Annotated in this window: 14 protein-coding genes; 10 read left to right on the top strand and 4 right to left on the bottom strand. The window is 66.3% G+C overall.

The window, feature by feature from the left end:
* Window positions 1-134 precede the first annotated feature (134 nt).
* Window positions 135-2024 carry a methyl-accepting chemotaxis protein PctA gene (gene pctA / locus AT700_RS22395; protein ID WP_011666750.1) on the bottom strand — a complete coding sequence of 630 codons (1890 nt, stop codon included), beginning with the start codon at window positions 2022-2024 and terminating at the stop codon, window positions 135-137.
* A 399-nt stretch (window positions 2025-2423) separates the two neighbouring features.
* Between pctA and AT700_RS22390 the strand changes: the two genes are divergently transcribed.
* Window positions 2424-3914: a helicase HerA-like C-terminal domain-containing protein gene (locus AT700_RS22390; protein ID WP_003114975.1), complete on the top strand. Its 1491-nt coding sequence runs from the start codon at window positions 2424-2426 to the stop codon at window positions 3912-3914.
* 103 nt (window positions 3915-4017) lie between these two features.
* On the opposite strand, the gene pctC is transcribed toward AT700_RS22390, so the two are convergent.
* Entirely contained in the window at window positions 4018-5916 is a 1899-nt protein-coding gene (gene pctC / locus AT700_RS22385) for a methyl-accepting chemotaxis protein PctC (RefSeq protein ID WP_003163018.1), read from the bottom strand.
* Between the two features lie 189 nt (window positions 5917-6105).
* Window positions 6106-6324, bottom strand: coding sequence for a type 4b pilus Flp major pilin (gene flp / locus AT700_RS22380; protein ID WP_033992723.1), 219 nt, complete (start codon window positions 6322-6324; stop codon window positions 6106-6108).
* 409 nt (window positions 6325-6733) lie between these two features.
* On the opposite strand from flp, the gene rcpC reads away from it, so the two are divergent.
* From rcpC to tadG, 9 genes are read left to right on the top strand one after another with little or no spacing between them, the layout of a single operon-like run.
* The gene (rcpC, locus tag AT700_RS22375; RefSeq protein ID WP_003107382.1) at window positions 6734-7645 is read left to right on the top strand and encodes a type 4b pilus Flp biogenesis protein RcpC; all 912 of its coding nucleotides are present in this window, start codon (window positions 6734-6736) and stop codon (window positions 7643-7645) included.
* 13 nt (window positions 7646-7658) lie between these two features.
* Window positions 7659-8909 carry a type 4b pilus Flp secretin RcpA gene (rcpA, locus tag AT700_RS22370; protein WP_003107384.1) on the top strand — a complete coding sequence of 417 codons (1251 nt, stop codon included), beginning with the start codon at window positions 7659-7661 and terminating at the stop codon, window positions 8907-8909.
* Window positions 8910-8918: 9 nt separating this feature from the next.
* On the top strand, window positions 8919-10103 hold the full coding sequence (gene tadZ, locus AT700_RS22365) for a type 4b pilus Flp biogenesis protein TadZ (RefSeq protein WP_003093855.1): 1185 nt from the start codon (window positions 8919-8921) through the stop codon (window positions 10101-10103).
* On the top strand, window positions 10100-11365 hold the full coding sequence (gene tadA, locus AT700_RS22360) for a type 4b pilus Flp biogenesis ATPase TadA (protein ID WP_003103953.1): 1266 nt from the start codon (window positions 10100-10102) through the stop codon (window positions 11363-11365). Before tadZ ends, tadA begins: the two co-directional genes overlap by 4 nt.
* Entirely contained in the window at window positions 11362-12246 is an 885-nt protein-coding gene (tadB, locus tag AT700_RS22355; RefSeq protein WP_003093848.1) for a type 4b pilus Flp biogenesis protein TadB, read from the top strand. Before tadA ends, tadB begins: the two co-directional genes overlap by 4 nt.
* A gap of 9 nt (window positions 12247-12255) precedes the next feature.
* The gene (gene tadC, locus AT700_RS22350) at window positions 12256-13167 is read left to right on the top strand and encodes a type 4b pilus Flp biogenesis protein TadC (protein ID WP_003103955.1); all 912 of its coding nucleotides are present in this window, start codon (window positions 12256-12258) and stop codon (window positions 13165-13167) included.
* Window positions 13164-13901: a type 4b pilus Flp biogenesis protein TadD gene (gene tadD / locus AT700_RS22345; protein ID WP_016562303.1), complete on the top strand. Its 738-nt coding sequence runs from the start codon at window positions 13164-13166 to the stop codon at window positions 13899-13901. Before tadC ends, tadD begins: the two co-directional genes overlap by 4 nt.
* Before the next feature lie 22 nt (window positions 13902-13923).
* The gene (locus AT700_RS22340; RefSeq protein ID WP_003455265.1) at window positions 13924-14208 is read left to right on the top strand and encodes a DUF3613 domain-containing protein; all 285 of its coding nucleotides are present in this window, start codon (window positions 13924-13926) and stop codon (window positions 14206-14208) included.
* Between the two features lie 24 nt (window positions 14209-14232).
* Window positions 14233-15903, top strand: coding sequence for a type 4b pilus Flp biogenesis protein TadG (gene tadG, locus AT700_RS22335; RefSeq protein ID WP_003123262.1), 1671 nt, complete (start codon window positions 14233-14235; stop codon window positions 15901-15903).
* Window positions 15904-15928: 25 nt separating this feature from the next.
* On the opposite strand, the gene pprB is transcribed toward tadG, so the two are convergent.
* The gene (gene pprB, locus AT700_RS22330; protein WP_003103959.1) at window positions 15929-16756 is read right to left on the bottom strand and encodes a two-component response regulator PprB; all 828 of its coding nucleotides are present in this window, start codon (window positions 16754-16756) and stop codon (window positions 15929-15931) included.
* Window positions 16757-16761: the final 5 nt, after the last annotated feature.

The raw sequence follows: 16761 nt of genomic DNA, 5'->3' as shown, positions 1-16761 counted from the left end.
CTTTAGCGCAATGGATGAATGGTTTCACCGAATGCGACCTGGAGAACGAAAAAAGCGCCCGCGGGCGCTCTTCATCGGTAGGCCGGATAAACGCTTCGCGGTTATCCGGCCGGTTCGGCTACGACAGGCAGGGCTCAGATCTTGAAGCTGTCCACCAGTTGGCGCAGGCGCCCGGCCTGGGTTTCCAGCTCGCCGCAGGCGCGCAGGGTGGCCTGGAGGTTCTCCACGCCTTCCTGGTTGAGGGTGTTGATCTCGGTGATGTCCATGTTCAGCGAATCGACCACCGCGGTCTGTTCCTCGGTGGCGGTGGCCACCGACTGGTTCATCCCGTCGATCTCGCCGATCCGCCGGGTCACGCTGCCCAGGCTTTCGCCGGCACGGTTGGCGATCTCCACGCTCTCCAGGCTGTAGCGCTGGCTCTCGGTCATGGTGGCCACCGCCTCGCGGGCGCCGACTTGCAGCTCTTCGATCATCTTCTGGATCTGCAGCGCCGATTCCTGGGCGCGATGGGCCAGGTTGCGCACCTCGTCGGCGACCACTGCGAAGCCGCGTCCGGCTTCGCCGGCGCGCGCGGCTTCGATGGCGGCGTTGAGGGCGAGCAGGTTGGTCTGCTCGGAGATGCCCTTGATTACTTCGAGGATCTGGCCGATGTTCACCGTACGGCTGTTGAGGGCCTCGATGTTGGCGCAGGAGGCGCTGATCTTCTCGGAAAGCTCGTTCATCGCGCGGATGGTCTGCTCGACCACCTGTTTGCCGTCCTCGGCCTGGTGGTTGGCGTCGGACGCATGGTGCGAGGCATCGGCGGCGTTGCGGGCGATTTCCTGGGCGGCGGCGCCGAGTTCGTTGATCGCCGCGGCGACGCTGTTGGTGCGGTTGGACTGCTCGTCGGAGTTGGCCATCGAAGAGTTCGAGGCGTTCACCACCAGTTGCGAGACGTCGTGCAGTTTGTGCGCGGTCCCGGCGACTTCCCGGATCGAGCGATGGATACGCTCGACGAACTGGTTGAAGGCATCGCCGAGCACTCCGAATTCATCGCGGCTGGTCACGGCGAGGCGCTTGGTCAGGTCGCCCTCGCCCTGGGCGATGTCCTGCATGGCACGGCCCATCAGGTGCAGCGGCTGCATCAGCAGGCGGATCAGCAGGCCGAGCAGGACCAGGATGGCGACGATGGAGATCAGCGCGGCGGCGATGGCCGAGACGCGGAACTTGCTGAGCATGGCGTAGGCCTTGTCCTTGTCGATGGACAGCGCCAGGTACCAGGTCACCGAAGGCAGGCCCTTGATAGGGGTAAAGGCGAGGATGCGGGTATGCCCGTGCAATTCGGCCTCGCTGAAACCGGTGGCGATCTTCGGCGTGTTCTGCGGGTAGACCTCGCTCAGGGTCTTCATCACCTGCTCTTTGTCCGGGTGCACCAGGATCTTGCCGTCGCCGCTGACCAGGAAGGCGTAGCCCATGCCGCTGAAGTCCAGCGAATTGATGATCTGCACCAGGGTCTTCAGGCTGAGGTCGCCGCCTACCACGCCGAGGGTGTTGCCAGCGGCCTTCACCGGTGTCGCCGCGGTGATGATCAATTCCTGGGTGGCGGCGTCGACGTAGGGTTCGGTCAGGGTCAGGCCGCCGGCCGCCACGGCGTCCTTGTACCAGGGCCGGCTGCGCGGATCGTAGCCGGCCGGCATCGGGCTGTCCGGACGCATGGTGAAGACGCCGTCCTGCTGGCCGAGGTAGGTGAAGCTGAAGGTCGAGGTCAGGGCCGGCTGTTCGAGCAGGGCGCTGACGGCTTCCGGGCTGTGGTCGCGGGCCAGGGTCTGGGCGGTCTGCTCGACCAGCAACAGACGGCCGCCGAGCCAGTTCTGGATGTTGCTGGAGGTCACGTCACCCATTTCCCGCAGGTAGCTTTCGAGGTCCTCGCGGATCGCGTTGCGCTGCAGGTAATCGTTGTAGAGGGTGAACAGTGCGAAAGCGGCGAACACCACGAGGGAGGCCGCGAGGAGGATCTTGTGGCTGAACTTCAGACTTTTGATCATGTTGTATTGCGTCCAGGAGTATGTAGCGCCAGTCTTTGACCAGACCCCTGCGACCGTTCCGCGGGCGCAGGGGCTTTCCGTACGCCTTGCAGCGTCGGGCGGGTCGCGCGGGTGGGTAGTCCGTCGACCCAGGCACGGCCTTGTGCCACGAAGCCACGGTTCCCTGGGTGGCTCCGAAGAATGCGTGATACGGATACGATGGCGATTTTTCCTGTCTCAGCAAGGCCCGAAGGTCTTCGCTGAAGCTGGACGGCCAGATCGGGTCGATGCGCTGGCCCGACGCCCTTCGCGGGAACCCGCGCATATTGGTACGCGGGTTCCGCTGGAAGCCCCGTTGTACAAGGGCTTTCCCTTACTGTCGGCACAGCGTGCCGGAGCTTTAGTCCCGAGGATGAATGGATGTCGCAAGCGAATGAGTTGTTGATCGGCGCTGGCCCCGATGGCCAGCCGGTAGGGCAGGCCTGGCGCCTGGCCAACCGTCATGGATTGATCGCCGGCGCCACCGGTACCGGCAAGACGGTGACCTTGCAGCACCTCGCCGAATCCTTCAGCGATGCCGGTGTCGCGGTATTCGCCGCCGACATCAAGGGCGACCTGTGCGGCATCGCCGCGCCGGGCAACCCGCAGGGCAAGGTCGCCGAACGCATCGCCAGCATGCCGTGGCTGAACTACCAGCCGAAGGCCTACCCGACCACGCTCTGGGACATCGCCGGGAAGACCGGCCACCCGTTGCGCACCACCATCAGCGAGATGGGCCCGCTGCTGCTGGCCAACCTCCTGGAGTTGACCGATAGCCAGCAGGCCGCGCTGTTCGCCGCCTTCCAGGTGGCCGACCGGGAAGGCCTGCTGCTACTCGACCTGAAGGACCTGAAGGCGCTGCTCAACCACCTGAAGGACAATCCGGAGATCCTCGGCGAGGACCGGGCGCTGTTCACCGGCGCTTCCGGGCAGGCGCTGCTGCGCCGCCTGGCCACCCTGGAGCAGCAGGGTGCCGAGGCCTTCTTCGGCGAGCCTGCCCTGCAACTGGAAGACATCCTCCGCCCCGAGCCGGACGGGCGCGGGCGCATCCACCTGCTCGACGCCAGCCGCCTGGTGCACGAGGCGCCGAAGGTCTACGCGACTTTCCTGCTCTGGCTGTTGGCCGAGCTGTTCGAGCAACTGCCGGAGCGCGGCGATGCCGACAAGCCGGTGCTGGCACTGTTCTTCGACGAGGCCCACCTGCTGTTCAACGGCACGCCGAAAGCCTTGCGCGACCGCCTGGAACAGGTGGTCCGGCTGATCCGCTCGAAAGGCGTCGGGGTGTACTTCGTCACCCAGTCGCCGGGCGACCTGCCGGACGATGTCCTGGCCCAGCTCGGCCTGCGTATCCAGCATGGCCTGCGCGCCTTCACCGCCAAGGAGCAGAAATCGCTGCGCGCGGTGGCCGACGGTTTCCGCCCGAACCCGGCGTTCGACACCCTGGGGGTGCTGACCGAACTGGGTATCGGCGAGGCGTTGGTCGGCACCCTGGAGGAAAAGGGCACGCCGGCCATGGTCCAGCGCGTCGCGGTGGCGCCGCCCTATTCGCGGATCGGCCCGCTGAGCGACAGCGAGCGCGCTGAACTGGTCCAGCGGTCGCCGTTGAAGGGTCGCTACGACCAGCCGATCGATCGCGAGTCGGCCTACGAGGTGCTGGCGAACAAGGCGGGCGCCAAGCCCGAGGTCCAGGGCCAGGCGACTGCTCAGCAGGAAAGCTCGTCCGGCGTCGGCGGCATGGCCGGGCAGATTCTCGGCAGCCTGCTGTCCAATTCGACGGTGAAGAGCGCCATGCGCCAGGCGGCCAACCAGTTGAGCCGGGAGCTGGTGCGTGGCCTGCTCGGCTCGTTGATGGGCGGGAAGAAGCGGCGCTGAGCGCCAGGCCATGAAAAAGGCGCCCGCGGGCGCCTTTTTCATGGGGGCTGGATGATCGCCGGCTAACCGCTTCGCGGTTAGCCGGCCTGTGGGACGGACGGGCTCAGATCTTGAAGCTGTCCACCAGGTGCCGCAGGCGCCCGGCCTGGGTTTCCAGCTCGCCGCAGGCGCGCAGGGTGGCCTGGAGGTTCTCCACGCCTTCCTGGTTGAGGGTGTTGATCTCGGTGATGTCCATGTTCAGCGAGTCGACCACCGCGGTCTGTTCCTCGGTGGCAGTGGCCACCGACTGGTTCATGCTGTCGATCTCGCCGATCCGGCTGGTCACGCTACCCAGGCGTTCGCCGGCACGGTTGGCGATCTCCACGCTCTCCAGGCTGTAACGCTGGCTTTCGGTCATGGTGGCCACCGCCTCGCGGGCGCCGACTTGCAGCTCTTCGATCATCTTCTGGATCTGCTGGGCCGACTCCTGGGCACGGTGGGCCAGGTTGCGCACCTCGTCGGCGACCACCGCGAAGCCGCGTCCGGCCTCGCCGGCGCGCGCGGCTTCGATGGCGGCGTTGAGGGCGAGCAGGTTGGTCTGCTCGGAGATGCCCTTGATCACTTCGAGGATCTGGCCGATGTTCACCGTGCGGCTGTTGAGGGCCTCGATGTTGGCACAGGAGGCGCTGATCTTCTCGGAAAGCTCGTTCATCGCGCGGATGGTCTGCTCGACCACCTGCTTGCCGTCTTCGGCCTGGTGGTTGGCGTCGGAGGCGTGGTGCGAGGCATCGGCGGCGTTGCGGGCGATTTCCTGGGCGGCGGCGCCGAGTTCGTTGATCGCTGCTGCGACGCTGTTGGTGCGGTTGGACTGCTCGTCGGAGTTGGCCATCGAGGAGTTCGAGGCGTTCACCACCAGTTGCGCCACATCGTGCAGTTGGCGAGCGGTCCCGGCGACCTCGCGGATCGATTCGTGGATACGCTCGACGAAGCGGTTGAAGGCATTGGCCAACGTACCGAATTCATCGTTGCTGGTGACCTTCAGGCGCTTGGTCAGGTCGCCTTCGCCCTGGGCGATGTCCTGCATGGCGCGGCCCATGTCGGTGAGCGGTTGCATCAGTACGCGGATCAGCATGCCGAGGAGAAGCATGATGCCGACCACCGCGATTAGCGTGGCGACGATCGCCGAAGTGCGGAATTCGCTGAGCATCGAATAGGCGGTGTCGCGGTCGAGGACCAGGGCGACGTACCAGGTCACGCCGGGCAGTCCCTTCACCGGGGTGAAGGAAACGAACTGGCTGCGACCGTCGAGTTCCACCTCGTGGACCCCGGGGACGATGTTCGGTGCGCCTTTGGGATAGGCTTCGGCGAGGGTCTTCAGGACCAGCCCGGAGTCGGGGTGGAGGAGGATCTTGCCGGCGTCGCTGACCAGGAAGGCGTAGCCGGCACCGTCGAACTTCAGGGAATTGAGGATCGCGGTCAGGGTCTCCAGCTTCATGTCGCCGGCGGCGACGCCCAGCAGTTGACCGGCGTGCCGCACCGGCAGCGACATGGCGAGGATCTGCTCGCCGGTGCCGGCATCGACGAAAGGTTCGGTGACGATCAGCCGGTCGGCCGCCAGCGCGTCCTTGTACCAGGCGCGGGTACGTGGGTCGTAACCTTCCGGCATGGCGTCGTAGGGGCGCATGGTGAAGGTGCCGCTGGCCGCCTCGCCAAGATAGACCGACGCGAAATTGCGGCTGAAGACGGGCTGTTCCAGTTGCCTTGCGATATTCGCCTCGTCGGGCTGGTCGAGCAGCGCCAGTTGCGAGGCCAGGCCTTCCACCAGGTGCATGCGGCCTTCCAGCCAGCTCTGGATGTTGCTGGCGGTCAGGGTGCCGATTTCCCCGAGGTAGTTTTCCGTGTCCGTGCGCACGGCCTCGCGCTGTCGGTAATCGTTGTAGAGGATGAAGCAGCTGAAGGCGAAAACTACCACCAGCGCGGCGGCGAGAAGGATTTTCTTGGCAAACGACAGCGAGCGAAGCATGAGCGATGCGTCCTGGCAAAAGCCTCAAGAAGGGCGGGGAGCCCAGGCCACCAGGTAGGGAGCTTGCGGGGGAAAGCCATGATCCAGCGCCTGAACGGCAGGCTTTGTAGCACAGTGCCATTACAAAGGCAAAATAGTGGCGCCATGAAAATGGCGCCACTATGGGAAGCGACCGGGAAAGCGCTCGCGTCAGTTCGCTGTCGGAGCCAGCCCGCCGACTTTTTCGCCGACTCCGTCGAAGAAGGCTTTCAGCCCGCCGACGATACCACTGTCCGTGGGACTCAATACGGCAATCAGAGCCACCGCGATCAAACCGGCGATAACCGCGTATTCGATGGCGTTTGCCCCTTCTTCGTCCGCCAGGAATGCGCGAAGTTTGCAATACACGAACAGGGTCAGGTTCTTCATTCTTGTTTGCTCCTCGAACGCGGCAATCACCGAGACAGAGCCCTGCCTCCACGCTGAGGCTAGGCCGATGATGGCGTTTTGCAACAACTAAATGGCATTAGTAGGAGTGGATTAGTCGCAAGGTTATATGGCGGGTTACAAGGCTTGGACTACATCTAATGACAAATTGACATTGATTATCCCGAGTCTAGATTCAGGCCTATCGTCGCAAGTTCGAAGTTATGAACTTTGGTTCTTGAATAACGACTGTCGCCAGTCGATAACCCCAATGTACCTGCCATGGAAAGCCAGTCCCGGAGTATGGCCATGACACGGACAGCAAGACGCCACTTTTTCTTTTTCGTTCATCGGCGATCGCCGGTGATTTTCCGTTCATCGACCTGTCCGGACGCATAGCAGGGGTCTGCCCATGAATAGCAAGGTGCTGATGGCCCTGGCCGGCCTGCTGCTGCTCGGTGCGGTGTTGCTCGGATACCTCGGCGTATCCATCGGCCGCGCGCCATCGAACGCGCACGCTCCATCCGTGGCGCCGGCTTCGGCGACGGTGGACGCTTCGCTGGAAAAGCTCGAACGCAAGCCGGTGCTGGTGGCCAGTCGCGATCTCCCGGCGCTGGCGGTGATCGGCAAGGACGACCTGAGCGTCGAGCTGTTGCGGACCGCACCGGTCGGTAGCTACGACAGGCCCGAGGCGTTGCTCGGCAAGCGGGTCTGGGTCGCGGTGCCGGCCGGCAGCATTCTTTCCGCCGCGACCCTCGAACCCGGCGGTCCGCTGGCCCGGACCATCCGTCCGGACGAGCGGGCGATGGCGATCGCTGTGGACGAAGTGGTCGGCGGCGGCGGCTTCGTCCTGCCCGGCGACTATGTCGACGTGATGCTCTTCGTGCGTGACGAGCGGGACGGCGAATCGACCCCGCTGGCGCAACTGGTGTTGCCCGGCGTCCGGGTACTGACCTACGGCGAGCGGATCGCCGTGGGCAGCGATGGACAGGACCGCTCGAACCAGGAAAAGGACCCGCGTCCGCCGCGTACCGCGGTGCTGGCGGTACCGGAGGACGGCGTGGCGCGGCTGATGCTGGCGAGCCAGGCCGGTTCGCTGCGCCTGGCCATCCGCAGCAAGGACGAAGAACTCTACCGCAGGGAGCAGGAAGGCGCGCTGCTGCAAGCGTCGCTGGGCGCGCCGAGCGCGGCGCTGAGTCTCGACCAACTGCTGGAGCGCCGCAAACCGACGGCGCCGAGCGTGCGCAGCGCGGCTCCGCGCGTGCCGGTGGCCAACGGGGTCACGGTCTACCGTGGCAGCGCCATGACCCATGAAGTGCCTTGAGGGGAGCCGGCATATGCATCGGAGCACCGGGATAGGCGTGTCGCGCTGGCTGGGAGGGCTGCTGGGGGTGGCGTTGGCGCTGCCGGCACTGGCTTTGCCGCAGGGCTGCATCGAGTTGCTGGCGCAGGCGCCGCGGGTCGACGTCGTCCAGGGACAACAGCGTGACCTGCGCCTGGCGGTGCCGATCGAACGGCTGGCCATCGGCGATCCGAAGATCGCCGACGTACAGTTGCTGGATCGTCGCGGCTTCCTGGTCACCGGTAAGGAACAGGGCTCCACCAGCCTGCTGATCTGGACCGGCTGCAGTCCCGAGCCGTTGCGCAGCCTGGTGGAGGTCGAGGGACGCGGTAGCGTCGATACCCGCGGTGCTCCAGCGTTCACCGTCGGCGCCGCAGAGGAGCTGCCGAACCAGGTGCAGACCGATATCCGCTTCGTCGAGGTCAGCCGCAGCAAGCTGAAGCAGGCCAGCACCTCGTTCGTCCGCCGCGGCGGCAACCTCTGGGTGCTCGGTGCGCCGGGCAGCCTCGGCGACATCAAGGTCAATGCCGACGGCAGCGGCCTGGGCGGCACCTTCGGCACCGGCAGCTCGGGATTCAACCTGATCTTCGGCGGCGGCAAGTGGTTGAGCTTCATGAATGCCCTGGAGGGCAGCGGCTTCGCCTATACCCTGGCGCGCCCGAGCCTGGTGGCGATGAGCGGGCAGAGCGCGTCGTTCCTCGCCGGCGGCGAGTTTCCGATCCCGGTGCCGAACGGCACCAACGACAACGTCACCATCGAATACAAGGAGTTCGGCATCCGCCTGACCCTCACCCCGACGGTGATGAACAACCGCCGCATCGCTCTCAAGGTGGCGCCGGAGGTCAGCGAACTGGACTACAGCGCCGGCATCCAGAGCGGCGGGGTGGCGGTGCCGGCACTGCGCGTCCGGCGCACCGACACCAGCGTGATGCTGGCCGACGGCGAGAGCTTCGTGATCAGCGGGCTGACCAGCAGCAACTCGGTGAGCAACGTCGACAAGTTTCCCTGGCTGGGCGACATCCCGATCCTCGGTGCGTTCTTCCGCTCGACCAAGCTGGACAAGGACGACCGCGAGCTGCTGATGATCGTCACCCCGCACCTGGTCCAGCCGCTGGCCGCCGACGCACAGTTGCCGGACCTGCCCGGCGAGGGCCTGCGGCACTACGATCCGGGGTTCTCGCGCCTGTACTTCCTCGAGCGCGGCGAGTACGACGGCCAGCAGAACGACACCGGTCTGTCGGATTAGGAGGCGCGCATGAACCAGAACTTCGTGGCGCTGACCCAGCATCCCGGCGAACTCGACTGGTTGCAGAACAGCCTGGCGTCCGCCGGCCAGGTGGTTCCGGCAGGCAGCGCCAGCCTGGAGGAGCTGCTGGCGCTGCTCGACGTCACCGCCGCCGGGGTGCTGTTCATCAGCCTCGGCAAAAGCAACCTGGTGTCCCAGGGCGCGCTGGTCGAGGGATTGGTATCGGCGCGGCCGATGCTCTCGGTGGTGGCCATCGGCGACGGCCTGGACAACCAGTTGGTGCTGGCGGCGATGCGCGCCGGCGCGCGCGACTTCATCACCTACGGCGCCCGCGCCAGCGAGCTGACCGGGCTGATCCGGCGCCTCGGCGGACGCCTGCCCAGCGTGCCGGTGAGCGCGGCGCGCCAGGGCGAGCTGCTGACCCTGGTCAGCGCCCGACCGGACGCCGACGGCGCCTTCGTCGCCTTGCACCTGGCCAAGGCGTTGCAGGAGCAGACGCCGAACCAGGTCCTGCTGCTGGACGTCGGCCAGCCCACCGGCGAGGCGCTGGCGATCCTCGGCCTGGACTCGGCCTTCACCTTCAGCGATGCCTTGCGCAACCTGCGGCGCCTCGACCAGACCCTGATCGACAGCGCCTTCACCCGCCTCGACAGCGGCCTGCGGATACTCAGCCTGACCGACGAGCCCGGCGTGCTGGAGCGAGTCACCACCGCCGAACTCTATCTGTTGCTGGGCAACCTGCGCGGGGCGTTCAGCCATGTGGTGGTCAACCTCACCGGGCTGCCCGAGGGCGAGCTGAGCAACCAGTTGCTGGTGCAGGCCAACCGCGTGCTGTGGATGGTCGACCAGAGCGTGCCGTCCTGCAAGAAGGGCCTGGAGCGCCTGCGCCGCCTGCGCGAGCGCAACCTGCCGTTGCCCTCCATCGAGTTGCTGATCGAGCGCTACCTGCCCAATGTGGCGCCGGACCAGCAGGCCCTAAGCCGGATGTTCGACCTCGATCTGTTCGGTGTCCTGCCGTTGTCCCCGGAATCGCGCCTGCGCGCGAAGAACCTCGGCAAGAGCCTGTTCGAGGTGGCGCCGCGCGACCCATTGGCGGCCAAGCTGCGGCAACTGGCGGACAGCCTGTGCGTGACACGCGGCGAGCGCCGTTCGCTGCTGTCCTGGCTCGGCCGGGCCAAGGCGGCGCTGCTATGAGCACGGGATTCGGCGCGCGTCCTGACGGCGGTGCCTTCCACTCCCGCCAGGAGCAGGACATCCAGGCGCTGAAGCTGCGCCTGCACCGCTACATCATCGACGAGATCGACGAAGACGGCATGAACCTGCTGGAGGGCGCGCGCTCCGCCGTGGTCCAGTACGTCTCGGAAAAGGTCTGCGAATACGGCTCGCGCCATCAACTGGCGATCTCCCGCTACGAACTGGACCGCCTGGCCGAAGAGGTGGTCGACGAACTCACCGGCTTCGGCCCGCTGGAGATCCTCCTGCGCGATCCCGGCGTCTCGGAAATCCTCGTCAACGGGCCGGGCCGGGTGTTCGTCGAGCGGGAAGGGCGGCTCTACCAGAGCGACCTGCGCTTCATCGACGACCACCATGTGCTGCGGGTGATCCAGCGTATCCTCGCGCCCCTCGGCCGACGCCTGGACGAGTCCAGCCCGATGGTCGACGCGCGCCTGCCGGACGGCAGCCGGGTCAACGCGATCATTCCCCCGGTGGCGCTGGACGGGCCGTGCATCTCGATCCGCAAGTTCAGCCAGGAGCTGCTGCGCAGTGCCGACCTGCTGGCCTACCAGAGCGTCGACGAAGCCTTGCTCGAGTTCCTCCGCCAGGCGGTCTCGCGCCGCTGCAACATCCTCATCAGTGGCGGCACCGGCACCGGCAAGACCACCTTGCTCAACGTCATCAGCGGCTTCATCGACGAACGCGAGCGGATCGTCACCATCGAGGACACCGCCGAGCTGCAACTCGGCCACGACCACGTGGTGCGTCTGGAGACCCGTCCGCCGAACGCCGAGGGCTACGGCGAGGTGACCGCCCGCGACCTGATCCGCAACGCCCTGCGGATGCGCCCGGACCGGATCATCCTCGGCGAGATCCGCGGCGTCGAGGTGCTCGACGTGCTGCAGGCGATGAACACCGGCCACGACGGCTCGATGAGCACGGTGCACGCCAACTCGGCGATGGATTCGCTGCTGCGCATGGAGATGCTGGTCGGCCTGACCGGTAACAGGCTGCCGGAGCAGACCTTGCGCCTGATGATCTGCGCCGCGCTGGACGTGGTGGTGCAGATCACCCGCCTGGCCAGCGGTCGGCGTTGCATCAGCGAAGTGCTGGAGGTGCTGGAGGTGCGCGACGGTGTGTACGTCACCAATACGCTGTTCAGTCTCGACCGGCGCGGTAGCGGGCAGTTCGTCCGCCAGGCCGCGCCGGTCGGGCAGAAATTCCGCCAGGCGCTGCTGTGAACGGCGCGCAACTGCTGGTGCTGTTCAGCGGCGTGCTGGCTTTCGCCGCGCTGGCCCTGGCGTTCATGGGCTGGCGCGCCGGGCGCAACGAACTGGTGGTTGAACGGCTGCTGGGACGCCAGGAGGCGGTCGCGGTGCGGCCGCGCAGCAGTCACTGGCTGGCTCGCCAGATGCGTCGCGCCGGTATCCAGCGCCCGCGTCCGTGGTTGTTCGGGGCGGCAGTGCTTGCGCTGCTGCTGGTCTGGAGCGGATTACGCCTGTTCGGCATCGTCGGCGCGCTAGGCGGCCTGCTACTGGCGGCGCTGTCCTGCCGCGTCGCCCTGGGCATGCTCTACCAGCGCCGCCTGAAGCGAATGATCCGGCAGATGCCGCGTTTCCTCGACCAGGTAGTGCGCAGCCTGCACGCCGGGCGCACGCTGGGCGACGCGCTAATGCAGGCAGTGGAGAATGCCGAGGAGCCGCTGCGCGACATCTTCACCCTGGCGCGCAACCACGTGCTTCTCGGCATCCACCTGCCGGAGGCGTTGCAGGAAGTCGCCGAACTCTACGAGGTTGAGGAGCTGCGCATCCTCGCCCTGGGCGTCTCGGTCAACCACCGTTATGGCGGCAATACCAGCGACCTGCTGGACAGCATCGTCAAGCTCATCCACGAGCGCGAGAAGCTCAGCCGGCAGTTGCACGCGATGACCGGCGAGACACGGATCAGCGCCTATGTCCTGGCCGGCGTGCCGAGCGCCCTGGGCGGCTACATCCTGGCGAGCAACCCGGGCTATCTGCTGAACATGTGGGCCGACGGCACCGGGCGTTTCCTGCTCCTGGCCTCGCTCGGGCTGCAACTGCTCGGCTGCTATGCGCTGTGGCGCATGCTCAAGAGCGTCTAGGAGGTGGCCATGCAGGCACAGTGGCTGATTTTCGCGGCGCTCCTGATGGCGGTCGGCGGTGCCTTGTTGCTGTTGCTCCAGGCGCGCAACGGCAGCCGCGAGCAGCGCCTGATCGAGAGGCGCCTGGGAGCGCTGGCCAACCCTGGCGGCTCGACCAGGTGGCTGGCCGGCATGACCGAGCGGATGGACGACAGCTTCTGGGTGCGGCGCCTGCAACTGATGGACAGCGAGGCCCGCCAGTTGCTGCAACAGGCCGGCTGGCACGAGAGTCGCTACCGGACCCTGTACCTGATCTCGGTGTTCCTCACGCCGCTGCTGTTCGTTCTCCTGGTCTTGCTGGTCAAGCTGCTGCGCGCCGAGAGCGAGGCGTCCTACGCGGTGCCGCTGCTGTTCGCCGCCGGCATCGGTTTCCTCCTGCCCAAGCAGGTGCTCAAGCACTTCGCCAAGGCGCGCCGGGCGCTGATCGCCGACGAGATGATCCTGTTCGTGCAACTGATCCGCATCCTCTTCGACGCCGGCCTGACCGTGGAGCAGACGCTGCGCGTGGTCTGCCTGGAAGGCCGCGGGATCACCCCGCAACTGGCCCGCGAGCTGGACCTGGCGCTGACCCGTGCCGACAACGGCATCGACCTGGCGGAAGAGCTGGAGGCGCTTGCCCGGCGCCTGCAGGTGGACCCGCTGAACGACTGCTGCGGCGTGCTACGGCAGATGTTGCGCCAGGGCGGCAGTGCGCGCAGCACCCTGCTGACGCTCAAGCAACTGTTCGAAGACCGGCGCCTGACCACCTTGCAGGAACGCATCGGCAAGCTGTCGGCGAAGATGAGCCTGGTGATGATGGTGCTGCTGTTCCCGGCGCTGCTGATCGTCCTCGCCGGTCCGGGCGTCATTGCCATCACCAAGGCCTTGGGAGGACTGGGATGAAAGCACTGATCGGCATCGGCCTGTGCGCCGCCCTGCTCGGCGGTTGCGCCGCGCTGCCGGGGCGGGACGGCCCACGGGAGTGTTCGCAGCAGCTCGGCCAGGAGCAGGAACTGCAGATGAACATGGTCCGCGACATGATCCGCGAGGGCCGCCTGCATGCGGCCCTGGCCAACCTGGAAAGCATGCCGCCGGGGTTGCTCGACGTGCGCGAGGAAAGGGCGCTGATCCTGCGCCGGATCGGCGACCCGCGGGCCAGGGCCGAGTACCAGGCCCTGCTGGAAACCTGCAAGGCACCCGAGGCGCACCACGGCCTCGGCTTGCTCGCCCTGCGCAATGGCGACAGCGCCCGGGCGGTCCTCGAGCTGCGCGAGGCGGCGCGCCTGCGGCCGACCGAGAGCCGCTTCCGCAACGACCTGGGGGTCGCCCTGCTCAAGCGCGGCGACCGTGTCGGCGCGCGCTTCGAATTCATCACTGCGCTGGAGTTGCAGCAGGGTGGCAAGCTGCCGGCGACCAACCTGCTCGGCCTGCTGTACCTGCAAGGCGACCGGGAAGATGCGCAGCGCCTGATCGAGCGTTTGCAGCTGAATGCCCGGGACATCCGCGCGGCCGAGGCGCGGGCGCGCAGCTGGGGTGCCGTACCGACACCCGGCGCGGCGCCGGCAAGCGACGACCCGCTGGCGGAACTGCCGGCGGAGGCGAATATGCATACCGCGATGGCCAACGAGGCGCCCTGAGCCGGCGCCGGAGAGGTGAACCATGCACGAGCGAATCCTGTTCGGCGTCTTGCTGCTCCTGTCCGGCACGGCCTGGGCCGCGGACACGCCGGCGGTCCGTCCTGCCGCGCCAGCGACGGCCGAACCGCAGACCGCCACCCGCGCCTGGCTGGCCATCCAGGCGACCGGCCGGGCCGCCAGCCCGGTTCGGCAAAGCGCGACCGCCGCCGAGCGCCAGCGTGCCTACCAGCGCTACCTGAAAAGCTATGAGCACGAGATTCCCGAGTACCTGCTGGAAGATCGCGGCTTCGGCGAGAGCAAGAACTGACGGTTCCTGGCGGAGGGGCAGGGCATGAACGGATGGCCTGCAAGACAGCGCGGGGCGATCGGCATCCTGGCGGCGACCACCCTGCTGCTGGCCTTGATCTGCCTGTTGCTGGTGGTGGATACCGGGCGGCTCTACCTGGAGCAGCGCAACCTGCAGCGAGTGGCGGACGTGGCGGCGCTGGAGAGTGCCTCCCAGGGAGCCTTGTGCGGCGACCAGAGTTCTGCCCAGGCGACGTCTTTCGCCAAGGCCAGCGCGATGCTCAACGGGTTCGATGCGGACGCCGCCGGCTCCAGCCTGTCGGCGGAGGTCGGCGGCGTGCTGAGTGCCGGCGGCCTGCGCAGTTTCATAGCCAGCGCGTCGAACGCGGCTGCCGCCAACGAGGCGGTGCATGTCGAGGTGACCAAGAGCGTTCCCGGCAGCCTGGTCGCCAACCTCGGGGGACTGTTCGGCGGCGGCAATGCCAACGTCGATCTCCGCGCAGAGGCTGTGGCGCGACGCCTGCCGAACGCCACGATTTCCGCAGGCACGGGGCTGGCGAGCGTGAACAGTGGCCAATCGGCGTTGCTCAACCCCATCCTGAGCGGATTGCTGGGCACCCACATCGATCTCTCGGCGGCGGCCTACAACGGTATCGCCGACGCGAAGCTCAGTGTGCTGGACATTCTCGGCGCGGATGGAATGGGCTTGATCGGGGTCGATACCAGCCTGGGGACCATCGAACAGTTGTTGAATACCAACGTCGGCTTGCAGCAGGTACTCGCCGCCAGCGTGAACGTCCTGGCGAAGAACGGCGTAGCCTCGGTCGAGGCCCTGAGAGCGCAATTGGTGGGGGTAAAGTCGGCCACGTTGAAACTGGGAGACTTGCTGGGGCTGAGCGCCGGCGAGGTGAACAGCATGTCGCAGCTGGATACGGCGATCAATGCGCTGGATCTCATCATGGCGGTTGCCCAGGTCGCCAACAAGAATTCCGCGGTCGCCGTGAACCTGGGTATCCCTGGATTGGCCAATGCACGGCTCACGGTCGTAGAGCCGAAGAGGATCGTCTCCGGGCCGCCAGGGCAGGATGAGAGCGGTGCCTGGCGCACGGAGGTGCGCCAGTCCCAGGTACGACTTACGGCGGACATCGATTCCGGGTTCCTGTCCATTCTCGCCACCACGAAACTGCAACTGGCCATCGAAGGCGCGTCGGGAGCCGTCTGGCTGAAAAGCATGGCCTGTACCCGCCCGGATACCGCGTTGGACTTCGGTTGGAGAAGCAGCGGAGCGACGATAAAGATCGGCAGTCCGGCCAACATCGATCAGGTCGGCTCGATTCTGGTGCTTGGCGGCTTGGTGCGATTGGATCTCAAGCTCGATACCTCGATCGCCGGCAGCTCGGGCGATACGCGATTCAACGTGAAAGCCGACGGTTCCGATCTCGTCCAGAGCCGCAGGTTGCCGGAAAGCGGCTTTCTCGCCAGTACCCTGAAAACCAGCATCAACGTCAATCCCGTGGTGCTCGGACTGTGCTTGCCTTTGCTGTGCGGCTCGACGGCGCTCACCGACCTCATCGTGAATTCCGTGGTGGCACCTCTGGTCGATGGGCTGCTGACGCCGATCCTGAATCTGGTCCTGCCCTTGCTGGGGGTACAACTTGGATACATCGACGCGGAGATTCTGAAGGTCGATGTCGGCAGGGCGGAACTGCTGATCTAGCAGGCCCGCCGGGCCATCGCGCCTGTCAGTGCACCACCGCTCCGCTGCCCTGCTGCATCGCCGCAGGCGACAGGGCCAGCGCCAGCTGTGTGCGGTTGTGCATATGCATCAGGCGCAGCACCTGGGAGACGTACAGCTTCACCGTGTTCTCGGTGATGCCCAGCTCGTAGGCTATCTGGTAGTTGGTCAGGCCCTTGCTCACCAGCCGCGCCACCGCCTGCTGGCGGGGCGACAGCTTGCCGAACAGCGGATTGCTCGGGGACACCTGGCTTTCCGCGACCGACGCCGGCGGCGCGGACGGCTGGCTGTCTTCGCTCTTGAGGGCACTCGGCTGGCTGTTGCCGTGTACCTCGTACTTGATCTTGTGGATATCGCGGTAGATCGAGTTCAGCGATTCGGCGAGGTATTCCAGGCGCTGGTTGACGTGGCTCAGGCTCAACTGGCTGCGGACGCGCTCGTGCAGGCGGTTCTCCAGGCGTTCGAGGCCATGCAGCAGTTCCTGCGGCGCCACCGGTTTCTGGTAGTAGTCGGCGGCGCCGACCCGCATGGCCTCGATCACTTCCTGGCGGCCATCGTGACCGGTGAGGATGATCGATTCGAAGAACCTGCCGTTGCCGGCGACTTCCTTGAGGCTCTCGATCAGGCGGATACCGTTGTCCTGCCCCAGGTAGAGGTCGCAGATGACCAGGCCGATGTTCGGGTCGGCCTGGAAGCTGGCGATCGCCGACTCCCGGTGGGTGCTGGTTACGCAACGGTAGCCACTGTTTTCCAGCAGTTCGCGGAGTTCCGAGGTCACCTGGGGTTCATCATCGATGATCAAGACGCTGAAATGCCGCGAGGCCGGTTTGTCCATGGTCA

This window comes from Pseudomonas aeruginosa, assembly GCF_001457615.1.
Lineage (GTDB): Bacteria > Pseudomonadota > Gammaproteobacteria > Pseudomonadales > Pseudomonadaceae > Pseudomonas > Pseudomonas aeruginosa.
Note: the sequence above shows the minus strand (reverse complement) of the source record. Positions and strands in the feature narration are given on the sequence as shown.

Excerpts from the sequence above, each read along its gene's own strand:
- tadD (WP_016562303.1), top strand. The coding sequence starts at position 13,164 with ATGAAAGCACTGATCGGCATCGGCCTGTGCGCCGCCCTGCTCGGCGGT.
- rcpC (WP_003107382.1), top strand. The coding sequence starts at position 6,734 with ATGAATAGCAAGGTGCTGATGGCCCTGGCCGGCCTGCTGCTGCTCGGT.
- flp (WP_033992723.1), bottom strand. The coding sequence starts at position 6,324 with ATGAAGAACCTGACCCTGTTCGTGTATTGCAAACTTCGCGCATTCCTG.
- AT700_RS22340 (WP_003455265.1), top strand. The coding sequence starts at position 13,924 with ATGCACGAGCGAATCCTGTTCGGCGTCTTGCTGCTCCTGTCCGGCACG.
- pprB (WP_003103959.1), bottom strand. The coding sequence starts at position 16,756 with ATGGACAAACCGGCCTCGCGGCATTTCAGCGTCTTGATCATCGATGAT.
- tadZ (WP_003093855.1), top strand. The coding sequence starts at position 8,919 with ATGAACCAGAACTTCGTGGCGCTGACCCAGCATCCCGGCGAACTCGAC.
- tadA (WP_003103953.1), top strand. The coding sequence starts at position 10,100 with ATGAGCACGGGATTCGGCGCGCGTCCTGACGGCGGTGCCTTCCACTCC.
- AT700_RS22390 (WP_003114975.1), top strand. The coding sequence starts at position 2,424 with ATGTCGCAAGCGAATGAGTTGTTGATCGGCGCTGGCCCCGATGGCCAG.
- rcpA (WP_003107384.1), top strand. The coding sequence starts at position 7,659 with ATGCATCGGAGCACCGGGATAGGCGTGTCGCGCTGGCTGGGAGGGCTG.
- pctA (WP_011666750.1), bottom strand. The coding sequence starts at position 2,024 with ATGATCAAAAGTCTGAAGTTCAGCCACAAGATCCTCCTCGCGGCCTCC.
- tadG (WP_003123262.1), top strand. The coding sequence starts at position 14,233 with ATGAACGGATGGCCTGCAAGACAGCGCGGGGCGATCGGCATCCTGGCG.
- pctC (WP_003163018.1), bottom strand. The coding sequence starts at position 5,916 with ATGCTTCGCTCGCTGTCGTTTGCCAAGAAAATCCTTCTCGCCGCCGCG.
- tadC (WP_003103955.1), top strand. The coding sequence starts at position 12,256 with ATGCAGGCACAGTGGCTGATTTTCGCGGCGCTCCTGATGGCGGTCGGC.